Raw genomic sequence first — 17,956 nt, forward strand, 5'->3', positions numbered from 1 at the left:
ACGAAAACCAGCGCGTCAATAGGTGTCCTGCTGCGAAATCCGTAGATCGTGAGCCACGAGAAGGGTGAATACGACAGTTCCGCGTTATGGGTTCCGCGATTTCCGGGGTGCGGGAATCGCAGTGGCGGCGTGAAAAAACGTACCGCTAAAGTCACAGCTCACAGATGGTTCACAGGGGGGCACATGAAGCTCAAGTACACCGCTGCCTGCGTGGGGTTGACGGCGGCGGCGATGGTCGCGGTCACGGGGTGCGGCTCGGACGGCGTGCAGCGGGCGGCGGACGTCGTCGACAAGTCGGACGCGATCATGGCGGCGCTCGCGCGGGCGACCGACCGGACGGAGAACCTCGGGTCCGCCGAGGTGAGGATCTCCACGGCGACCGCGGGCACGGCTCCGATCACCATGGAGGGCACCTACTCCTGGGGCGCCGGCTACGCCTTCGACGTCGAGATGGACACGAAGGCCGCACAGATGCAGCTGCTCCAGGACGCCCCGACCATGCGCATGCTGTTCGTGGACGGCGCCTACTACTACGACGTCGACCCGCAGCGCTCCGGCCCGCTCAAGGGCAAGGAGTGGATGAAGGTAGACGCGTCGGCCGTGTTCGGCGAGAAGGGCGCGCAGGCGTTCAGCGGGGGTGGCGGCGGGAGCCCGGCGGCCTCCATGAAGAGCCTCAAGTACGCCAAGAACGTCAAGGATCTCGGCAAGGAGACCGTCGACGGGCAGAGCACGACCCACTACCGGGCCGAGCTCGACCAGGCGCAGCTGGGGAAGTTCAAGGACGCCTACGGCGACGCGGACAGCCTCGCCGGTTCGATCACCGGCGGAGCCACCTCGATGACCATGGACATCTGGGTCGGCGGCAAGGACCTGCCGGTGCGGCTGAAGCAGAGGATCGGCACGATGACCGTGACCATGGACTTCGAGAAGTTCGGGAGGACGGCCGTGGTCAAGGCGCCGCCGGCCGCCGAGACCGGTGATCTGAGCGATGCCCTGAAGGACGCTTCCGCCAAGCAGTGAGCACGGCCGGGCGCCGGACACGCGTGTGCGTGCCCGGCGCCCGGAAGAGCCTCAGTGGTTGCGGGGGAAGCCCAGGTCCACGCCCGTGGGGGCGTCGGCCGGGTCGGGCCAGCGGGTGGTGACGACCTTGCCGCGGGTGTAGAAGTGCGTGCCGTCGTTGCCGTAGATGTGGTGGTCGCCGAAGAGCGAGTCCTTCCAGCCACCGAAGGAGTGGTAGCCGACGGGGACCGGGATCGGGACGTTCACGCCGACCATGCCGGCCTCGACCTCCAGCTGGAAGCGGCGGGCGGCGCCACCGTCCCGGGTGAAGATCGCGGTGCCGTTGCCGAAGGGCGAGGCGTTGATCAGCGCCAGGCCGTCCTCGTAGGTGTCGACGCGCAGGACGGTCAGGACCGGGCCGAAGATCTCGTCCTGGTAGGCCTTCGCCGTGGTGGGGACCTTGTCGAGGAGCGAGATGCCGATCCAGTGGCCGTCCTCGAAGCCCTCGACCGTGTGGCCGGTGCCGTCCAGGACGACCTCGCAGCCCTCGGCCGCCGCACCCGTCACGTAGGAGGCGACCTTGTCGCGGTGCACCTTCGTGATGAGCGGGCCCATCTCGGAGGCCGGGTCGTTGCCGGGGCCGATCTTGATCTTCTCGGCGCGCTCGCGGATCTTCTCGACCAGCGTGTCACCGATGGAGCCGACCGCGACGACGGCGGAGATCGCCATGCAGCGCTCGCCGGCCGAGCCGTAGGCCGCGGACACGGCCGCGTCGGCGGCGGCGTCCAGGTCGGCGTCCGGCAGGACCAGCATGTGGTTCTTGGCACCGCCGAGGGCCTGCACGCGCTTGCCGTTGGCGGAGGCCGTGGTGTGGATGTAGCGGGCGATCGGGGTCGAGCCGACGAAGGAGACGGCCTTGACGTCCGGGTGCTCCAGGAGGCGGTCGACGGCCACCTTGTCGCCGTGCACGACGTTGAACACGCCGTCGGGCAGACCGGCCTCGGCCAGCAGCTCGGCGATCTTGACGGAGGCCGACGGGTCCTTCTCGGAGGGCTTGAGCACGAAGGTGTTGCCGGTCGCGATGGCGATCGGGAACATCCACATCGGGACCATCGCCGGGAAGTTGAACGGCGTGATGCCCGCGACGACACCGAGCGGCTGGCGGATGGACGCGACGTCCACGCGGCTGGCGACCTCGGTCGACAGTTCGCCCTTGAGCTGCACGGTGATCCCGCAGGCCAGGTCCACGATCTCCAGACCGCGCGCGACCTCGCCGAGCGCGTCGCTGTGCACCTTGCCGTGCTCGGCGGTGATCAGCTCGGCGATCGCGTCCCGGTTCGCCTCCAGGAGCGCCCGGAACTTGAACAGGATGGTGGTGCGCTTGGCGAGGGACGAGGTGCCCCAGGTCTGGAACGCGTCCTTCGCGGCGGCTACGGCGGCGTCGACCTCGTCGACCGAGGCGAACGCCACGTTGGTGGTGACCGCGCCGGTCGCCGGGTCGGTGACCGGCCCGTAGTTCCCCGACGCGCCTTCGACGGTCTTGCCGCCGATCCAGTGGTTGACGATCTTCGTCATGACCGAGTACTCCTTCACAGATGGCGGCGTCGGGTAGAGACGTGCCGTTCGTACAGCTCTCGGGCCTTCACCGCGGACGGTCGGGTCGCGGTCTCGGCCACAGGTACATCCCACCAGGCCTGCGCCGGAGGCGCGCCCGACACTGTGTCTGCCGTTTGCGTCTCGACGTAGACACATGTGGGAGTGTCGGCGGCCCGCGCCTCTTCGAGGGCGGCGCGGAGGTCTCGTACGGTCTTCGCGCGCAGCACGCGCATACCGAGGCTGGCCGCGTTGGCGGCCAGGTCCACGGGCAGCGGAGCGCCCGTGTAGGTGCCGTCCTCGGACTGGTAGCGGTACGCCGTTCCGAACCGCTCGCCCCCGACCGTCTCGGACAGACCGCCGATGGAGGCGTAGCCGTGGTTCTGGATCAGGAGCATCTTGATCGCGATGCCCTCCTGCACGGCCGTGACGATCTCCGTCGGCATCATCAGGTAGGTCCCGTCGCCGACCAGCGCCCAGACGTTGCGGTCGGGAGCGGCCATCTTCACACCGATGGCGGCCGGGATCTCGTAGCCCATGCAGGAGTAGCCGTACTCCAGGTGGTACTGGTCCCTCGACCGGGCGCGCCACAGCTTGTGCAGGTCGCCGGGGAGGGAGCCGGCCGCGTTGATGATCACGTCGGACTCGTCGACCAGCGCGTCGAGGGCGCCGAGGACCTGCGGCTGGGTCGGCCTGATGTCGGGCTCGTCGGCCTCGAAGCATGCGTCGACGCGCTGCTCCCAGCGCTCCTTGTCGAGGGTGTACTCGTCGATGTACCCGCCCGGGACGCGGTGCGCGTGCAGCTGCAGGGCCTCGGTGAGCTCCTGGAGGCCGCTGCGGGCGTCCGCCACCAGGGGCTGACCCGCGAGCTTGTGGCCGTCGTAGGGCGCGATGTTGAGGTTGAGGAAGCGGACGTTCTCGTCGGCGAACAGGGTGCCGGAGGCCGTGGTGAAGTCGGTGTACCGGGTGCCGACGCCTATCACCAGGTCGGCCTGGCGGGCCAGTTCGTTGGCGGTGGCGGTGCCGGTGTGGCCGACGCCGCCGACGTCCTGGGGGTGGTCGTGGCGCAGGGAGCCCTTGCCGGCCTGGGTGGAGGCGACCGGGAAGCCGGTGGCGGCCGCGAACTCGGCGAGGGCGTCCTCGGCCCGGCTGTGGTGGACTCCGCCGCCGGCGACGACCAGGGGGCGGTGCGCCGACCTGATCAGGGCGATGGCCTCGGCGAGTTCGGTGGGGTCGGCGCCGGGACGCCGTACGACCCAGGTGCGCTCGGCGAAGAACTCCTCGGGCCAGTCGTACGCCTCGGCCTGGACGTCCTGGGGCAGCGCGAGCGTCACCGCGCCGGTCTCGACGGGGTCGGTGAGGACGCGCATGGCCTGGAGGGCGGCCGGGATCAGGGCCTCGGGCCGCGTGACACGGTCGAAGTACTTCGACACGGGCCGCAGACAGTCGTTGACGCTGATGTCGCCCGCGTACGGCACTTCGAGCTGCTGGAGGACCGGGTCGGCGACGCGGGTGGCGAAGATGTCGCCCGGCAGGAGCAGGACCGGGAGGTGGTTGATGGTCGCGAGGGCGGCGCCCGTCACCAGGTTGGTGGCGCCCGGGCCGATGGAGGTCGTCACCGCGTGCGTGGAGAGGCGGTTCGACTGGCGGGCGTAGCCGACGGCCGCGTGCACCATGGACTGCTCGTTGCGGCCCTGGTGGTACGGCATGTCGTCGGCGTACTCGACGAGCGCCTGGCCGAGCCCCGCGACATTGCCGTGGCCGAAGATGCCCCAGGTAGCGGAGATCAACCGCTGTCGTACGCCGTCGCGTTCGGTGTACTGGGCGGCCAGGAAGCGGACCAGCGCTTGTGCGACGGTCAGGCGGGTGGTCATCGGTACCCCTCCGTGTGGTCCGGGTGGAAGCAGATCCGCCACTCCCGCGTCTCACCCGGTCCCGCCATGACGTTCAGGTAGTACATGTCGTGGCCGGGCTGGGCGATGGACGGGCCGTGCCATCCGTCGGGGACGAGGACGGCGTCACCGGAGCGGACCTCGGCGAGGACGTCGGATCCGCCCTCACGGGAGGGAGATACGCGCTGATAGCCGAAACCGTTCGGGCCGTCGATCTCGAAGTAGTAGATCTCCTCCAGCTCGGCCTCCACGCCCGGCCGGTGCTCGTCGTGCTTGTGCGGCGGGTAGGAGGACCAGTTGCCGCCGGGGGTGACCACCTCGACGGCGATGAGCTTGTCGCAGTCGAAGGCGTCGGCGGAGGCGAAGTTGCGGACGTGCCGCAACTGGGTGCCGCTGCCGCGCTGTTCGACGGGGACCTCCGGCGCGGGGCCGTAGCGGGCGGGGAGTCGTCGCTCGCACTTCGCTCCTGCCAGGGCGAAGCGGCCTCCCGCGCCGGAGGCGATCGATGCCTGGGCGTCCCGGGGCACGTACGCGAAGTCCGAGACTCCGGCGAACACGCTTTCCCGGCCCAGGAGTTGGAGCTCTTCGGTACCTACGTGGACGGTACAGCCGCCTTCCAGCGGAAGCACGATCCACTCGCTGTCACCGGAGGTGAAGGTGTGGGTGCCACCCGGTGCCAGCTCGACGATGCGCAGGCTGCTGTGGGTCCAGCCGGCCCGCTTGGGGTCGATGTCCACCGCGTACTGGGCGTTGGTGGAGGCACCCTTGGGGACGTACAGCTCGTTCTGTGTCATGCGGCGGCCCTCACAGCAGTCCTACGGCGGTGTCCACGGCGGCGGCCACGTCGCCGTCCGCCGGGTACAGCAGCGAGCGCCCGACCACCAGGCCGCGCACGGTGGGGAGTTGCAGGGCGCCGCGCCACTTCTCGTACGCGCCGTCCTGGTCGTCCCCGACCTCGCCGCCCAGGAGCACGGCGGGCAGCGTGGAGGCGGACATGACCTCGCCCATGTCGTCGGGGTTGTCGCAGACCGGGACCTTGAGCCAGGTGTAGGCCGAACTGCCGCCCAGGCCCGAGGCGATGGCGATCGACTTGGTGACGGCCTCGGCGGACAGGTCGTTCCTGACCTTGCCCTCGGTGGTGCGGCCGCTGATGAAGGGCTCGACGAAGACGGGGAGCCTGCGTGCGGCCATGTCGTCGATGGCGCGGGCCGTGGACTCCATGGTGGTCAGGGAGCCCGGGTCGTCGTAGTCGATGCGCAGAAGCAGCTTGCCGGCGTCGAAGCCGAGCCGCTCCATGTCCTCGGGGCGGTGGCCGGTGAAGCGGTCGTCGAGCTCGAAGCTCGCGCCCTGGAGACCGCCGCGGTTCATGGAGCCCATGACGACCTTGCCGTCGAGGGCGCCGAGCAGCAGCAGGTCGTCCAGGATGTCGGCGGTGGCGAGGACGCCGTCCACGCCGGGGCGGGACAGCGCCAGGCACAGGCGCTCCAGCAGGTCGCCGCGGTTGGCCATGGCCATGCGGTTGCCGCCGACGCCGAGCGCGCCCCGGGCGGGGTGGTCGGCGGCGACGATCATCAGACGGCCGCTGTCGTTCAGCAGCGGCCTGCGGGGGCGGCGGGCGGCCGCCTCGGCGATCGCCTCGGGGCGTTCCGCGCGCAGGCGCACGAGTTCGGTGATGTCGACGCTCACTTGACCGCTCCCGCCGCGACCGCGCTCTCGATCTCGTCGGTGGTCGGCATCGCCGAGCTGCACTCCAGACGGGAGGCGACGATGGCGCCGGCCGCGTTGGCGTGGCGCATGATCTTCTCCAGGTCCCAGCCGGCGAGGAGGCCGTGGACCAGGGAGCCGCCGAAGGCGTCACCGGCGCCGAGGCCGTTGAGGACGTTCACGGGCAGGGGCGGCACCTCGGCCTCCTCGCCCTTGCTGTCGACGGCGAGGACGCCCTTGGGGCCCTGCTTGACGACCGCGAGCTCGACACCGGCGTCCAGCAGCGCCCGGGCCGCCTCGCGGGGCCCCCGCACTCCGGTGGCGACCTCGACCTCGTCGAGGTTCCCGACGGCGACGGTGGTGTGCTTGAGGGCCTCGACGTAGAAGGGGCGGGCCTCGGCCGGGTCCTTCCAGAACATCGGCCGCCAGTCCAGGTCGAAGACCGTCGTGCCCGCCTTGGCGCGGTGGGCGAGGGCCGCCAGCGTGGCCGTACGGCTGGGCTCCTCGCTCAGCCCGGTGCCGGTGACCCAGAAGATGCTCGCCTCGCGGATCGCGTCGAGGTCCAGCTCGTGGGCGTCGATCTCCAGGTCCGGGGCCTTGGGCTGCCGGTAGAAGTACAGCGGGAAGTCGTCCGGCGGGAAGACCTCGCAGAAGGTGACGGGGGTCGGCAGGCCCGGGACCGGGGTGACCCAGCGGTCGTCGACGCCGAAGTCCCGCAGGGCCTCGTGCAGGTAGGTGCCGAACGGGTCGTCGCCGGTGCGGGTGATCACCGCGGTCCGCCGTCCCAGGCGTGACGCGGCGACCGCGACGTTGGTCGCCGAGCCCCCGAGGAACTTGCCGAAGGACGTCACCTGCGGCAGCGGGACACCGGTCTGGAGTGGATACAGGTCCACACCGATCCGCCCCATGGTGATCAGGTCGTACGCCATCGGCTTCCCTTCGTACCTGCGTCGGCTCTCTGGGCGTTTGTAGCCCCGTACGCCGAGCCCTGTCAATGTTTTGTCCAGACATTCGGACGAGACCTTGACAGCGCTTGCTGTCCGAACCGAAGCTGACCGGCATGACAGCGCCCGCACCTCAGCCCTCACTGTCCCGCATCCGGATCGGCTCGGCTCCCGACTCCTGGGGCGTGTGGTTCCCCGACGACCCTCAGCAGGTCCCCTGGCAGCGCTTCCTCGACGAGGTCGCGGACTCCGGTTACGAGTGGATCGAGCTGGGGCCGTACGGGTACCTGCCCACCGACCCCGTCGTCCTCACCGAGGAGGTCACCCGGCGCGGCCTGAAGGTGTCCGCCGGCACCGTCTTCACCGGCCTGCACCACGGTGAGGCCGTGTGGGAGAAGACCTGGGCCCATGTCGCGGACAACGCGGTGCTCGCGCAGGCGATGGGGGCCAGGCACCTGGTCGTGATCCCGTCGTTCTGGCGGGACGACAAGACGGGCGAGGTGCTGGAGTCCGACACGCTCACGCCCGAGCAGTGGCGCAACCTCAGCTCGCTGACCGAGCGGCTGGGGCAGCGGGTGAAGGACGAGTACGGCCTGCAGATCGTCGTCCACCCGCATGCCGACACCCACGTCGACAGCGAGGAGAACGTGGTCCGCTTCCTGGACGCGACCGACTCCTCCCTGGTGTCGCTGTGCCTGGACACCGGGCACTACGCGTACTGCGGCGGCGACAGCGTCAAGCTGATCGAGACGTACGGGTCGCGGATCGGGTACCTGCACCTCAAGCAGGTGGATCCGGAGATCCTGGCCGATGTGCGGGCCAAGGGGACGCCGTTCGGGCCGGCCGTGGCCCAGGGCGTGATGTGCGAGCCGCCTTCGGGCGTGCCCGCGCTGGGTCCTGTGCTGGAGGCGGCGCAGAAGCTGGACGTGGACCTGTTCGCGATCGTCGAGCAGGACATGTATCCGTGCGAGCCGGATCGGCCGCTGCCGATCGCTCAGCGGACCAGGGCGTTCCTGAGGTCCTGCGGCGCGTAGTCGTTCGACTGCGGGTGCGTAGTCGAACGACTGCGGGTGCGTGGGAGGGCTGTGGCTGCGGGTGCGTGAGGGCTGGGACTGCGCGTGCGTGAGGGCTGGGACCGCGCGTGCGTGGGGGCTGGTCGCGCCCACGCGGCCAAGCCGCATGCCGATACGGCCCCGCACCCCCGAAGGGTGTCGGTGCGGCCCTTTCGCTGCAAAGCTGGGGCGATGGCGTTGGTCCGTACCGGGAGTGGGCCAGGTGGTTCGTGGGAGTTCGCCCTCGGGGCGCCTCACCCTCGGCTGCGGCCCGGGGTGTTGAGCTACCGCGGGGTCCGGCTGGCCATGGACCGGCCTCGACGGCGGCTCGAGACGCCGGTCGGGGCCGCGACCTTGCTGCTGGGGTTCGAGCAGCCGGTGCGCATCACGCGTGCCGGCCGGCCGCCGGACACCCTCGTCTCCGTCTACTGCGGGCCCACGACCACTCCCGCCGTCGGGGAACACGGGGGACGGCTCTCCGGCATCGAGGTGATGCTCGCGCCCTGGGCGGCCTTCACTCTCTTCGGGACGCCTCAGTACGAGCTCGCCGACCGGACCGTCGATCCCGACGTGCTCCCCCATGCCCTGGACCGGCGCGTCGGTGAACTCGCCGGTGCACTGGCCGTGCTGCCCTCGTGGGAGGAGCGGTTCCGGCTGCTGGACGACGTGTTCGCACGGTGGTGGGAGGTCGGTACGCCCTGCTCGGCGCGGGTCGTGCGGGCCTGGGCCGAGCTCGTGCGGACCGGTGGGGCCATGCCGGTGCGGCTGCTCGCCGAGGAGGTGGGGTGGAGCGTGCGGCACCTGGAGAACCGGTTCCGGGAACAGATCGGGCTGGGGCCCAAGGCGGCGGCGCGCGTCCTGCGGTTGCAACGGGCCCGGCGGTTGCTCGCCGCGGGGCACGGGCAGGCGGACACCGCGGCGGCCTGCGGGTACTACGACCAGGCGCATCTGAGTGGTGAGTTCAAGGCGATGACGGGGTGCACGCCACGGGAGTTCACCACGGCCCGGCGGCTGCCGTTCGCCGCCGCACCGCCCCGGGACCGGATGGACGGGGAGGCGACCAGCCTGGTCCTCGCGTCCGGTGCTCCGGAAGGCGGAGCGGAAGGCGGAACGGAAGGCGGAGCGGATTTCTCGTATTTCTCCAAGACCGGCGGGCCCGCCTGATCGCACGCTGTGTGCGTCCGGGGGAGGCCGGTGGGCCGGGCCCGACGCAGCGGGCCCGGCCCACCCGGGCGAAGTGCGATGTCAGTGGCGGCGGTCAGCGTTCCGGCACGGGCGACTTCGTGTGCACTTCGACCGGCCCGTGCCACCCGACCTCCTCGCCCGCCTCACCGACCGTTCCCGGCGCGGCGAGCGGCAGATCAAGCACGTCGTGGACGGCGGACTGCGCAGCGCGGTCGGCCTCCAGGGCCGTAAGTCAACGCGCCGCGCCCTCGCGCCCGCGTGCGCCTTTGCGTCACCTCTGTAACAAACGCCCCCTCCGTGTCACACATGTCGCGTGTACGCGGGTTCCCCGTCACACCCGGCACACAGGCCCTGACCGACGGTCACCGCGTGTCGTTCACGGGGCACAGGCTTTGTGATCGCCAGCGCAGCGCCCGGTACCCCCGACGGCCGTTCCCGGTCGCCGCCGTGGTGCGCGCGAGGAGGTGCACCACATGACCGACCGAAGGCTCTGGTCGTACAAGGAGATCGCGGCGCACATCCGTGTGCAGCCGGACACCGTGCGGTCGTACCGCAAGCACGGGCTGTTGCCGCCGCCCGACCATGTCGAGGGCGGCAAGCCCTTCTGGTACGCGGACACCGTGCGCACGTGGGTCGCGTCCAGACCGGGCAACCGGGGGCGCAGAGAGGACTGACGGCAGACCCGCGCCACGACCCCGGGTGCCCGCTCCCCCGCGGGCACCTCGCCCCCCCCGGAAAATCCCGGGCCGCGAGGAGCCGGTGTCTGGCACAGTCGGGCCATGAGCGACTTCTCCGTCAAACCTGTGCTGACCGGTGAACGGACCGTGCTGCGGCCGTTCACGGAGGCGGACGCCGAGGTGATGGGGGAGATCATCGACGACCCCGAGGTCCGCCACTTCACCGGAGCCCCCGCCGACGAACCGACCCCCGAGGGGCTGCGGTCCTGGTACGGCTCCCGGTCGGACCGGTCCGACCGCCTCGACCTCGCCGTCACCGACCGCGCCACCGGCGAACTCGTCGGCGAGGTCGTCCTGTACGAGTGGGATCCCGCCGCCCGCAGCTGCACCTTCCGCACCCTCGTGGGCCCGCGCGGACGCGGCCGGGGGCTCGGCACCGAGGCGACCCGCCTGATCGTGGGGTACGGCTTCGAGCGACTCGGCCTGCACCGGATCTCGCTCGAGGCCTACGGCTACAACGCCCGTGCGCTGCGGGTGTACGAGAAGGTCGGCTTCACGGTGGAAGGGATCCGGCGGGAGGTCGAGTTCAGGCACGGCGAGTGGGTCGACGAGGTGCTCATGGCCGTCCTCGACCACGAGTGGGCGGCCCTCAGCTCCACGGCTCGATGACCGTCACCCCCGCTCCGGGCGCGGTGCCCATGGCCGCGAGGGCGGCCGGGGTCGCGTCCAGCGGGATCGTGGACGTGACCAGCAGGTCCGGTCGCAGCACACCCGCCCGGACCAGTTCCAGCATCGGCGGATAGGTGTGGGCGGCCATGCCGTGGCTGCCGAGGAGTTCGAGCTCCAGGGCGATCGCGCGGGCCATCGGGACCGGGGTCGTGCCGTCCGGCGAGGGCAGCAGGCCGACCTGTAGGTGCCGGCCGCGGCGGCGCAGGGAGTTGACGGAGGCCGCGCAGGTGGCCGGGGAGCCGAGGGCGTCGAGCGAGAGGTGGGCGCCGCCGCCGGTCAGGTCGCGGATCGCCGCCGCGGTGTCCCGCGCACCGCCCGCGTCCACGCACTCCGCGGCACCGAACTTCCTCGCCAGGGCGAGGGCCTGCGGCGACACGTCCACGGCCACCACCCGGGCTCCCGACGCCGCCGCGATCATCACGGCGGACAGGCCCACTCCACCGCAGCCGTGCACCGCGACCCACTCCCCCGCGGCGACCCTGCCCTGCTGGACGACCGCCCGGAACGCCGTGGCGAAACGGCAGCCCAGGGACGCGGCCGTGGTGAAGGACATGTCCTGCGGTACGGCGACCAGATTCACGTCCGCGTGGTCCAGCGCGACGTACTGGGCGAACGAGCCCCAGTGGGTGAAGCCGGGCTGGGTCTGGCGCTCGCAGATCTGGTGGTCGCCGGCCTTGCAGGACGGGCAGGTGCCGCAGGCGCAGACGAAGGGGACGGTCACACGGTCGCCGGGGTGCCAGTTGCTCACACCGGGGCCGACCGCCTCGACCGTGCCCGCGAGTTCGTGGCCCGGTACGTGCGGGAGGGTGATGTCGGGGTCGTGGCCCTGCCAGCCGTGCCAGTCGCTTCTGCAGAGGCCGGTGGCCTCGACGCGGACGACCACTCCGTGCGGGGCCGGTTCGGGGTCCGGGAGCTCATGCACCTCCAGAGGTTCGCCGTAGTGTTCGAAGAGAGCCGCTCGCATCTGCCGTCCCATCGCCGTTTTCGTCCGCGGGTTCGTCCTGGCCGGTCGCGCCCCGCGGCGGAGCCCCATGTCGGTACAGCCCCGCGCCCACAGGGAGTGTCGCTTCCCCTTCGCTCAATCCGAACCGGTCATGCGCCTTGCGCAACATCCTCGGCGCCCACCACGTCGCCCGTCCCGTCAGTTTCATCACGGCCGGGACCAGCAGGCTGCGGACGATCATCGCGTCCATCAGGACCGCCAGGGCGATGCCGAGGCCCAGCATCTTGGTGTTGGTGACCCTGGACGTGCCGATCGCCACCATCACCACCGCCAGGATGATCGCCGCCGCGGTGATCAGGCCGCCGGTGCGCTTGAGGCCCTGGCGGACCGACTCCTCGTGGTCGCCCGTCCTGTCGTACTCCTCCTTGATGCGGGAGAGGAGGAAGACGCCGTAGTCCATGGAGAGGCCGAAGGCGACGCAGAACATCAGCACCGGGAGGGTGGTCTCTATGGAGCCGGGGCTGGTGAAGCCGAGGAGGCCGGAGAGGTGGCCGTCCTGGAAGACCCAGACCACGGCGCCGAACATCGCGGTGAGGCTGAGGGCGTTGAGGAGGACCGCCTGGATCGGGATCAGGACGCTGCCGGTCAGCAGGAAGACCAGGAGCAGGGTGACGATCGCGATGAAGGCCGCCGCCCAGGGGAGCCGGTCGCCTATCGCGTGCTTGGAGTCGACCAGGACGGCCGCGGTGCCCGTCACCTTCGTGGTGAAGGGCGCTTTCGTGGCGCGCAGTTCGCCCACCAGGTGTTGGGCCTGCGGGTCCACCGCCTCGCCCTCGGGCTGCACGGTGAAGTACGCCGAGTCGGCCTTCACCAGCGGGCCGTCGACGCGCAGCACTCCGGGCAGGGCCGTGATCCGCTCCTTGTAGGCGGCGTACTGCGCCGGCGTCGCCTTCCCCTCGGCGAGGACTTCGAGGCCACCGCCGGGGCTGCCGGGGAAGTTGTCGCGGAGATGTTGCTGGACGACGTGGGACTCGGCGGACGCGGGCAGCTGGCGGTCGTCCGCGGTGCCGAACTTCACGCCCAGGAAAGGGAGTCCGAGCAGGACCAGGACGGCGGTGGTGCCCAGGGCGAAGAACGGGGCGCGGCGCATCACGAGGTTCGCCGTGCGGGTCCAGCCGGTGTCCGGGCTCTTCGAGGGCGACCGCCCGCGCCGGAACAGTCGGCGCAGGTCCAGGGAGTTGACCCGGTGGCCCAGCAGGAGCAGGGCGGCCGGGAGGAGGATCAGGGCGGCGGCAGCGGCCAGGAGGACGACGGCCATGCCGGCGTAGGCGAAGGACCGCAGGAAGTACTGCGGGAAGACCAGCATCGCCGCCAGGGAGACCGCGACGGTGAGCGCGGAGAACAGGACGGTGCGGCCCGCGGTGCGCAAGGTGGTGGCGACCGCCTGCAACGGGTCGGCGCCGCTGGACAGTTCCTCGCGGAAGCGGCGAACGATGAACAGGGCGTAGTCGATGGCCAGGCCCAGTCCGAGGGCCGTGGTGAGGTTCATCGCGAAGACGGAGACGTCGGTGAACTCGGTCAGGCCGCGCAGCACGGCGTTGGTCCCGAGGATCGCGACGATGCCGATGCCGAGCGGCAGCAGGGCGGCGATGGCGCTGCCGAAGACCATCACCAGCAGCAGAAGGGTGATCGGCAGGGCGATCATCTCGGCCCGGGTGAGGTCCTCCTGGATGATCGTCTGCATCTCGTGCCGCACCGCGACGATGCCGCCGATCTCGACCTTCACCGGTCCGTGTGTCCCCCGGAGGGCGGGGGCGACGCGGTCGAGGGTCTCGCCCATCTGCTTCTCGTCGCCCGTGATCCGGGCAGCGATCAAAGCCTCATGGCCGTCCTCGGCGCGCAGGGCCGGTGACTTGGCGGACCAGTAGGAGCCGACCCCCGTGACGCCCCGCTCGGCGGCCAGACGGGCGGTGAGGCGCTTCGCCTGCGCGGCCACCGCCGGGTCGTCCACCGAGGCGCCGCCGGCGTCGACGAGCAGCAGGAGGTTGGGCTGGGAGTCCGGGAACTCGCGCTCCAGCGCCTTGGTGGCGTACGTCGACTCCGCGGCCGGGTCCTCCCAGCCGCCCGCGCCCAGGCGGTCGGCGACCCCGCTGCCGGCCAGCACGGCGAGGACGGCGAGCACCAGGGCCGCGAGCAGCGACAACCTGGGGCGGGCGGTGACGAGGCGGGTCCAGCGGCCCACCTGAGGCGGGCTGTTGACTTCGGTCATGGTGCGGTGTCCCCTTCACCGTGGAAACCGTAAAATGGAAAACACGAGAGATCGCTCGCGTTTCCAGAATGCGAGCGGCCGCTCGTGTTTGTCAACCGTGTGCGGAGAGCTGGGGATAACGCGTGCCCGAGAACGAGGAGAAGGAACAGCCGCGCCGCCGTCAGGCGCGCGGCGAGCGCCGGATCACCCAGCTCCTGGAGGCGGCGGCCAGCGTCTTCGCGACCACGGGCTACACCGCGGCCAGCACCAACGCCATCGCCCGCGAGGCGGGTGTCTCACCCGGCACGCTCTACCAGTTCTTCCCGAACAAGGAAGCGATCGCGATCGAGCTGGGCGGCCGGCTGATGCACGAGATGCAGACGGCGTACGGCGAGGCCCTCGCCCCGGTCGACCCCGCGACCCCCCTGGAGGAGGTGGTCGGCGCGGCCGTGGACCGGTTCATGGCCTTCAACTGCGACCACCCGGTGTTCTTCGTGCTGATGCACGGCCCCGACGTCCCCGGCCGGATGGCGGAGGACCACGACGCGCTGCACGCGGGTCTCATCAACCGGCTCGAGACGCTGATGACCTCGCTCCTGCCCGAGGCGGCCCCGGCCGAGGTCACCCGCACCGCCCACATGGTCCTGGGCCTGTACAAGGCGGGCCTGGAGCTGGTTCTCGCCCACGAGGGCGCCGAGCGCGAGGCGTACGTCCGGGAAGTGAAGAACGCACTGGTCCGCTACCTGGACCCCCTGGTCGGCGACCGGCTCGGCCGGACCGGCCTCACCAGGACCCCCTAGCCCCGGACCCGCTCGGGACCGCAGCGGCACCGCCCGGGAGGCAGGCTCACGACCCCGGGCCCGGCGGACCCCTCTTTGAGAAATACCCCCTAGGGGTATAGTGTGGGCACCATAGACCGTGCACACCTCTCATGAGTCATCAGGAGAACGACATGACCACTCGGACCGACACCGCCGGCTCCGTCACCGCCGTCTACAAGGTGAGCGGGATGAGCTGCGGACACTGCGAGGGGGCCGTCTCCGGGGAGATCTCCGAGATCGACGGAGTCAGCTCGGTGAAGGCGGTCGCGTCCAGCGGCGAGGTGACGGTGGTCTCCGCCGCACCGCTGGACGAGGAAGCGGTACGCGCCGCTGTGGACGAGGCCGGCTTCGAGCTCGTGGGCAAGGCTTGAGAAGCGCCCCGTGAAGCGCCACAGCAGGGTGTCGGGCGACCGACGGTCTGCTGTGGCCGGTCGCGCGGTTCGCCGCGCCCCTTGAGGAGTTGCAGTACATGTCCGGCGACACCGAAACCCCAGCCATAGCGCCGACCTCCGAGGTCGAGCTGCTCATCGGCGGGATGACCTGCGCCTCCTGCGCCGCCCGGGTGGAGAAGAAGCTCAACCGGATGGACGGCGTCAGCGCCACCGTCAACTACGCGACCGAGAAGGCCCGGGTCAGCTACCCCGCGGGGACCGAGGTCGCCGACCTCGTCGCGACCGTCGTGAAGACGGGGTACACGGCGCAGGAGCCGGCGCCCCCGGCACGGCGGCCGCAGGATCCGGAGGAAGGGGATCCCGAGCTCGCCCCCCTCCGGCAGCGTCTCGTCGTCTCCGTGCTGCTCGCCGTCCCCGTGATCCTGCTCTCGATGACGCCCGCGCTCCAGTTCGACAACTGGCAGTGGCTCGCGCTCACCCTCGCCTCGCCCGTCGTCGTGTGGGGGGCGTGGCCCTTCCACAGGGCCGCCTGGACGAACGCGCGGCACGCGGCGGCCACCATGGACACCCTGGTCTCCGTCGGGACCCTCGCGGCCTTCGGCTGGTCGCTGTGGGCCCTGTTCCTCGGTGACGCGGGGATGCCCGGCATGCGGGAGCGGTTCGAGCTCACCGTCGGCGGCATGGATGGCGCCTCGACGATCTATCTCGAGGTGGCCGCCGGAGTCACCGCCTTCATCCTGCTCGGCCGCTACCTGGAGGCCCGTGCCAAGCGCCGCGCGGGGGCGGCCCTCCGGGCGTTGCTGGAGCTGGGGGCCAAGGACGTCTCCGTGCTGCGGGACGGGCGGGAGGTGCGGATTCCGGCGGAGCGGCTGGGTGTCGGGGACCGGTTCGTCGTACGGCCCGGGGAGAGGATCGCGACCGACGGCACCGTCGTCGAGGGCGTCTCGGCCGTGGACGCCTCCATGCTGACCGGCGAGTCGGTGCCGGTGGACGTGGGCGTCGGGGACGCCGTCACCGGCGCGACCGTCAACGCCGGCGGGCGGATCGTCGTGGCGGCGACCCGGGTGGGCGCCGACACGCGGCTCGCGCGGATGGCGCGGCTGGTGGAGGACGCGCAGAACGGCAAGGCGGAGGTGCAGCGGCTGGCCGACCGGGTCTCCGCGGTCTTCGTGCCGGCCGTCCTGCTCATCGCCGTGGCCACCTTCGGGGGGTGGCTCGGCGTCACCGGGGACACCGTCGCCGCGTTCACCGCGGCCGTCGCGGTGCTGATCATCGCCTGTCCGTGCGCACTGGGGCTGGCCACGCCGACCGCGCTCATGGTCGGCACCGGGCGCGGCGCGCAGCTCGGCATCCTCATCAAGGGGCCCGAGGTCCTGGAGTCCACGCGGCGCGTCGACACCGTCGTCCTGGACAAGACAGGCACCGTCACCACGGGCCGGATGACCCTCCAGGAGGTCCATGTCGCCGACGGCGCCGACGAGAAGCAGGTGCTGCGGCTCGCGGGCGCCCTGGAGCACGCCTCCGAGCATCCCGTCGCCCGGGCGGTCGCCCTGGGCGCCGAGGAGCGGGTCGGGCCGCTGCCGGCCGTCGAACGGTTCGAGAACGTCCCGGGGAAGGGCGTACGCGGGCACGTGGAGGGCCGCGAGGTGGCCGTGGGGCGGCTATTCGACGTGCTGCCCGCCGAGCTCGCCCGCGCGAAGGAGGAGGCGGAGCGGGGCGGTCGTACGGCTGTCGTCGTCGGGTGGGACGGCGCGGCACAGGGCGTCCTGGCCGTCGCGGACGCGGTCAAGGAGACCAGCGCGGAGGCGGTGCGGTCCCTGCGGGCGCTGGGGCTCACGCCGGTGCTGCTGACCGGGGACAACCGGGTGGTGGCCGAGGCGGTGGCCCGGGCCGTCGGGATCGACGAGGTGATCGCCGAGGTGCTGCCCGAGGACAAGGTGGACGCGGTACGGCGGCTGCAGGGCGAGGGGCGGGTCGTCGCGATGGTGGGTGACGGAGTCAACGACGCGGCCGCGCTCGCCACCGCCGACCTGGGACTCGCCATGGGGACCGGGAGCGACGCGGCGATCGAGGCGGGGGACCTGACCCTGGTGCGCGGGGACCTGCGGGTGGCCGCGGACGCAATCCGGCTCTCGCGGCGCACCCTCGCCACGATCAAGGGCAATCTCGTGTGGGCCTTCGGCTACAACGTGGCCGCGCTGCCGCTGGCCGCGGCCGGGCTGCTGAACCCGATGATCGCCGGGGCGGCGATGGCGTTCTCCTCGGTGTTCGTGGTGACCAACAGCCTGCGGCTGCGTGCCTTCCGTTGAGGATTCCTTTGTGGGACCCCCTCTGGAGTCCGCGGCCACGCTCACATAAGCTCTTCACAAGACTCGCGCATCGTCCTTACGCTTGGGTCCCGTTCGCTGTATCCGGGCTCTTGCGCATCTAACGGACATTTGCAAGAGACGCAGATCACAGTGATGCGAACGTAACCATCGAAGGGGTTCGAAGGTCTAAGTTGGCGATGTCAGGCAGCGTCTTGGGGGGCGTTGACCTGGCGTCTGAGGATGTCTTGGGGGACTTCCTCGGAGCTGCGTTGCCGGGGCACGCACTTAGGGAAGCTTTGAGCGGCCCTCCCGACCGTGCGCTGTCCCGGCAGACCGCACACATGAGTAGTACGAGGAGTTTTGCTCGTTCTGCTCAACAGCAGTGACAGCAGTACCGGAAAGACAGCGATTCAGGCGCTGGTCTCTCAGACGCCCGGCCGGATCCCGTGGGGGGAATCCGCACCGGGA

16 protein-coding genes are annotated in these 17,956 nt (G+C 71.1%); 9 read left to right on the forward strand and 7 right to left on the reverse strand.

Annotated features, from left to right (window positions below):
* Positions 1-183: 183 nt before the first annotated feature.
* Entirely contained in the window at positions 184-1,020 is an 837-nt protein-coding gene (locus tag IOD14_RS38035; protein ID WP_123989345.1) for a hypothetical protein, read from the forward strand.
* A gap of 51 nt (positions 1,021-1,071) precedes the next feature.
* On the opposite strand, the gene mmsA is transcribed toward IOD14_RS38035, so the two are convergent.
* The 5 genes from mmsA to iolC are packed head-to-tail and all read right to left on the reverse strand — an operon-like array spanning position 1,072 to position 7,117.
* Positions 1,072-2,574 carry a CoA-acylating methylmalonate-semialdehyde dehydrogenase gene (mmsA, locus tag IOD14_RS38040; RefSeq protein WP_123989346.1) on the reverse strand — a complete coding sequence of 501 codons (1,503 nt, stop codon included), beginning with the start codon at positions 2,572-2,574 and terminating at the stop codon, positions 1,072-1,074.
* Positions 2,575-2,588: 14 nt separating this feature from the next.
* Positions 2,589-4,466 (reverse strand): 3D-(3,5/4)-trihydroxycyclohexane-1,2-dione acylhydrolase (decyclizing), encoded by a 1,878-nt coding sequence (gene iolD, locus IOD14_RS38045; RefSeq protein WP_123989347.1) that lies wholly within the window; start codon positions 4,464-4,466, stop codon positions 2,589-2,591.
* Positions 4,463-5,278 carry a 5-deoxy-glucuronate isomerase gene (gene iolB, locus IOD14_RS38050; protein ID WP_212672688.1) on the reverse strand — a complete coding sequence of 272 codons (816 nt, stop codon included), beginning with the start codon at positions 5,276-5,278 and terminating at the stop codon, positions 4,463-4,465. The genes iolD and iolB overlap by 4 nt, the downstream gene beginning before the upstream one ends.
* A gap of 10 nt (positions 5,279-5,288) precedes the next feature.
* Entirely contained in the window at positions 5,289-6,170 is an 882-nt protein-coding gene (locus tag IOD14_RS38055) for a deoxyribose-phosphate aldolase (protein ID WP_212672689.1), read from the reverse strand.
* Positions 6,167-7,117: a 5-dehydro-2-deoxygluconokinase gene (gene iolC, locus IOD14_RS38060; protein ID WP_123989350.1), complete on the reverse strand. Its 951-nt coding sequence runs from the start codon at positions 7,115-7,117 to the stop codon at positions 6,167-6,169. The genes IOD14_RS38055 and iolC overlap by 4 nt, the downstream gene beginning before the upstream one ends.
* Before the next feature lie 131 nt (positions 7,118-7,248).
* Between iolC and IOD14_RS38065 the strand changes: the two genes are divergently transcribed.
* The 5 genes from IOD14_RS38065 to IOD14_RS38085 all read left to right on the forward strand — a co-directional run bounded on the left by IOD14_RS38065 (position 7,249) and on the right by IOD14_RS38085 (position 10,715).
* Positions 7,249-8,166: a sugar phosphate isomerase/epimerase gene (locus tag IOD14_RS38065; protein WP_123989351.1), complete on the forward strand. Its 918-nt coding sequence runs from the start codon at positions 7,249-7,251 to the stop codon at positions 8,164-8,166.
* 324 nt (positions 8,167-8,490) lie between these two features.
* A complete protein-coding gene (locus IOD14_RS38070; RefSeq protein ID WP_249126174.1) occupies positions 8,491-9,348 on the forward strand; it encodes a helix-turn-helix domain-containing protein in 858 nt (285 codons plus the stop codon).
* Positions 9,349-9,487: 139 nt separating this feature from the next.
* The gene (locus IOD14_RS38075; RefSeq protein ID WP_160160138.1) at positions 9,488-9,652 is read left to right on the forward strand and encodes a hypothetical protein; all 165 of its coding nucleotides are present in this window, start codon (positions 9,488-9,490) and stop codon (positions 9,650-9,652) included.
* Between the two features lie 190 nt (positions 9,653-9,842).
* On the forward strand, positions 9,843-10,043 hold the full coding sequence (locus tag IOD14_RS38080) for a MerR family transcriptional regulator (protein WP_123989353.1): 201 nt from the start codon (positions 9,843-9,845) through the stop codon (positions 10,041-10,043).
* Between the two features lie 105 nt (positions 10,044-10,148).
* Entirely contained in the window at positions 10,149-10,715 is a 567-nt protein-coding gene (locus IOD14_RS38085) for a GNAT family protein (protein WP_212672690.1), read from the forward strand.
* Here the strand turns inward: IOD14_RS38085 and IOD14_RS38090 are convergent.
* Entirely contained in the window at positions 10,696-11,739 is a 1,044-nt protein-coding gene (locus tag IOD14_RS38090) for a zinc-dependent alcohol dehydrogenase family protein (RefSeq protein ID WP_212672691.1), read from the reverse strand. The genes IOD14_RS38085 and IOD14_RS38090 overlap by 20 nt on opposite strands.
* A complete protein-coding gene (locus IOD14_RS38095) occupies positions 11,690-13,987 on the reverse strand; it encodes an MMPL family transporter (RefSeq protein ID WP_212672692.1) in 2,298 nt (765 codons plus the stop codon). The genes IOD14_RS38090 and IOD14_RS38095 overlap by 50 nt, the downstream gene beginning before the upstream one ends.
* A gap of 122 nt (positions 13,988-14,109) precedes the next feature.
* Here IOD14_RS38095 and IOD14_RS38100 point away from each other — a divergent pair, with 122 nt between their 5' ends.
* From IOD14_RS38100 to IOD14_RS38110, 3 genes are all read left to right on the forward strand, one after another.
* The gene (locus tag IOD14_RS38100; RefSeq protein WP_212672693.1) at positions 14,110-14,766 is read left to right on the forward strand and encodes a TetR/AcrR family transcriptional regulator; all 657 of its coding nucleotides are present in this window, start codon (positions 14,110-14,112) and stop codon (positions 14,764-14,766) included.
* A gap of 152 nt (positions 14,767-14,918) precedes the next feature.
* Positions 14,919-15,158: a heavy-metal-associated domain-containing protein gene (locus tag IOD14_RS38105; RefSeq protein ID WP_123989358.1), complete on the forward strand. Its 240-nt coding sequence runs from the start codon at positions 14,919-14,921 to the stop codon at positions 15,156-15,158.
* A 98-nt stretch (positions 15,159-15,256) separates the two neighbouring features.
* On the forward strand, positions 15,257-17,488 hold the full coding sequence (locus IOD14_RS38110) for a heavy metal translocating P-type ATPase (protein WP_212672694.1): 2,232 nt from the start codon (positions 15,257-15,259) through the stop codon (positions 17,486-17,488).
* Positions 17,489-17,956 lie beyond the last annotated feature (468 nt).

Source organism: Streptomyces sp. A2-16 (assembly GCF_018128905.1).
Classification (GTDB): domain Bacteria; phylum Actinomycetota; class Actinomycetes; order Streptomycetales; family Streptomycetaceae; genus Streptomyces.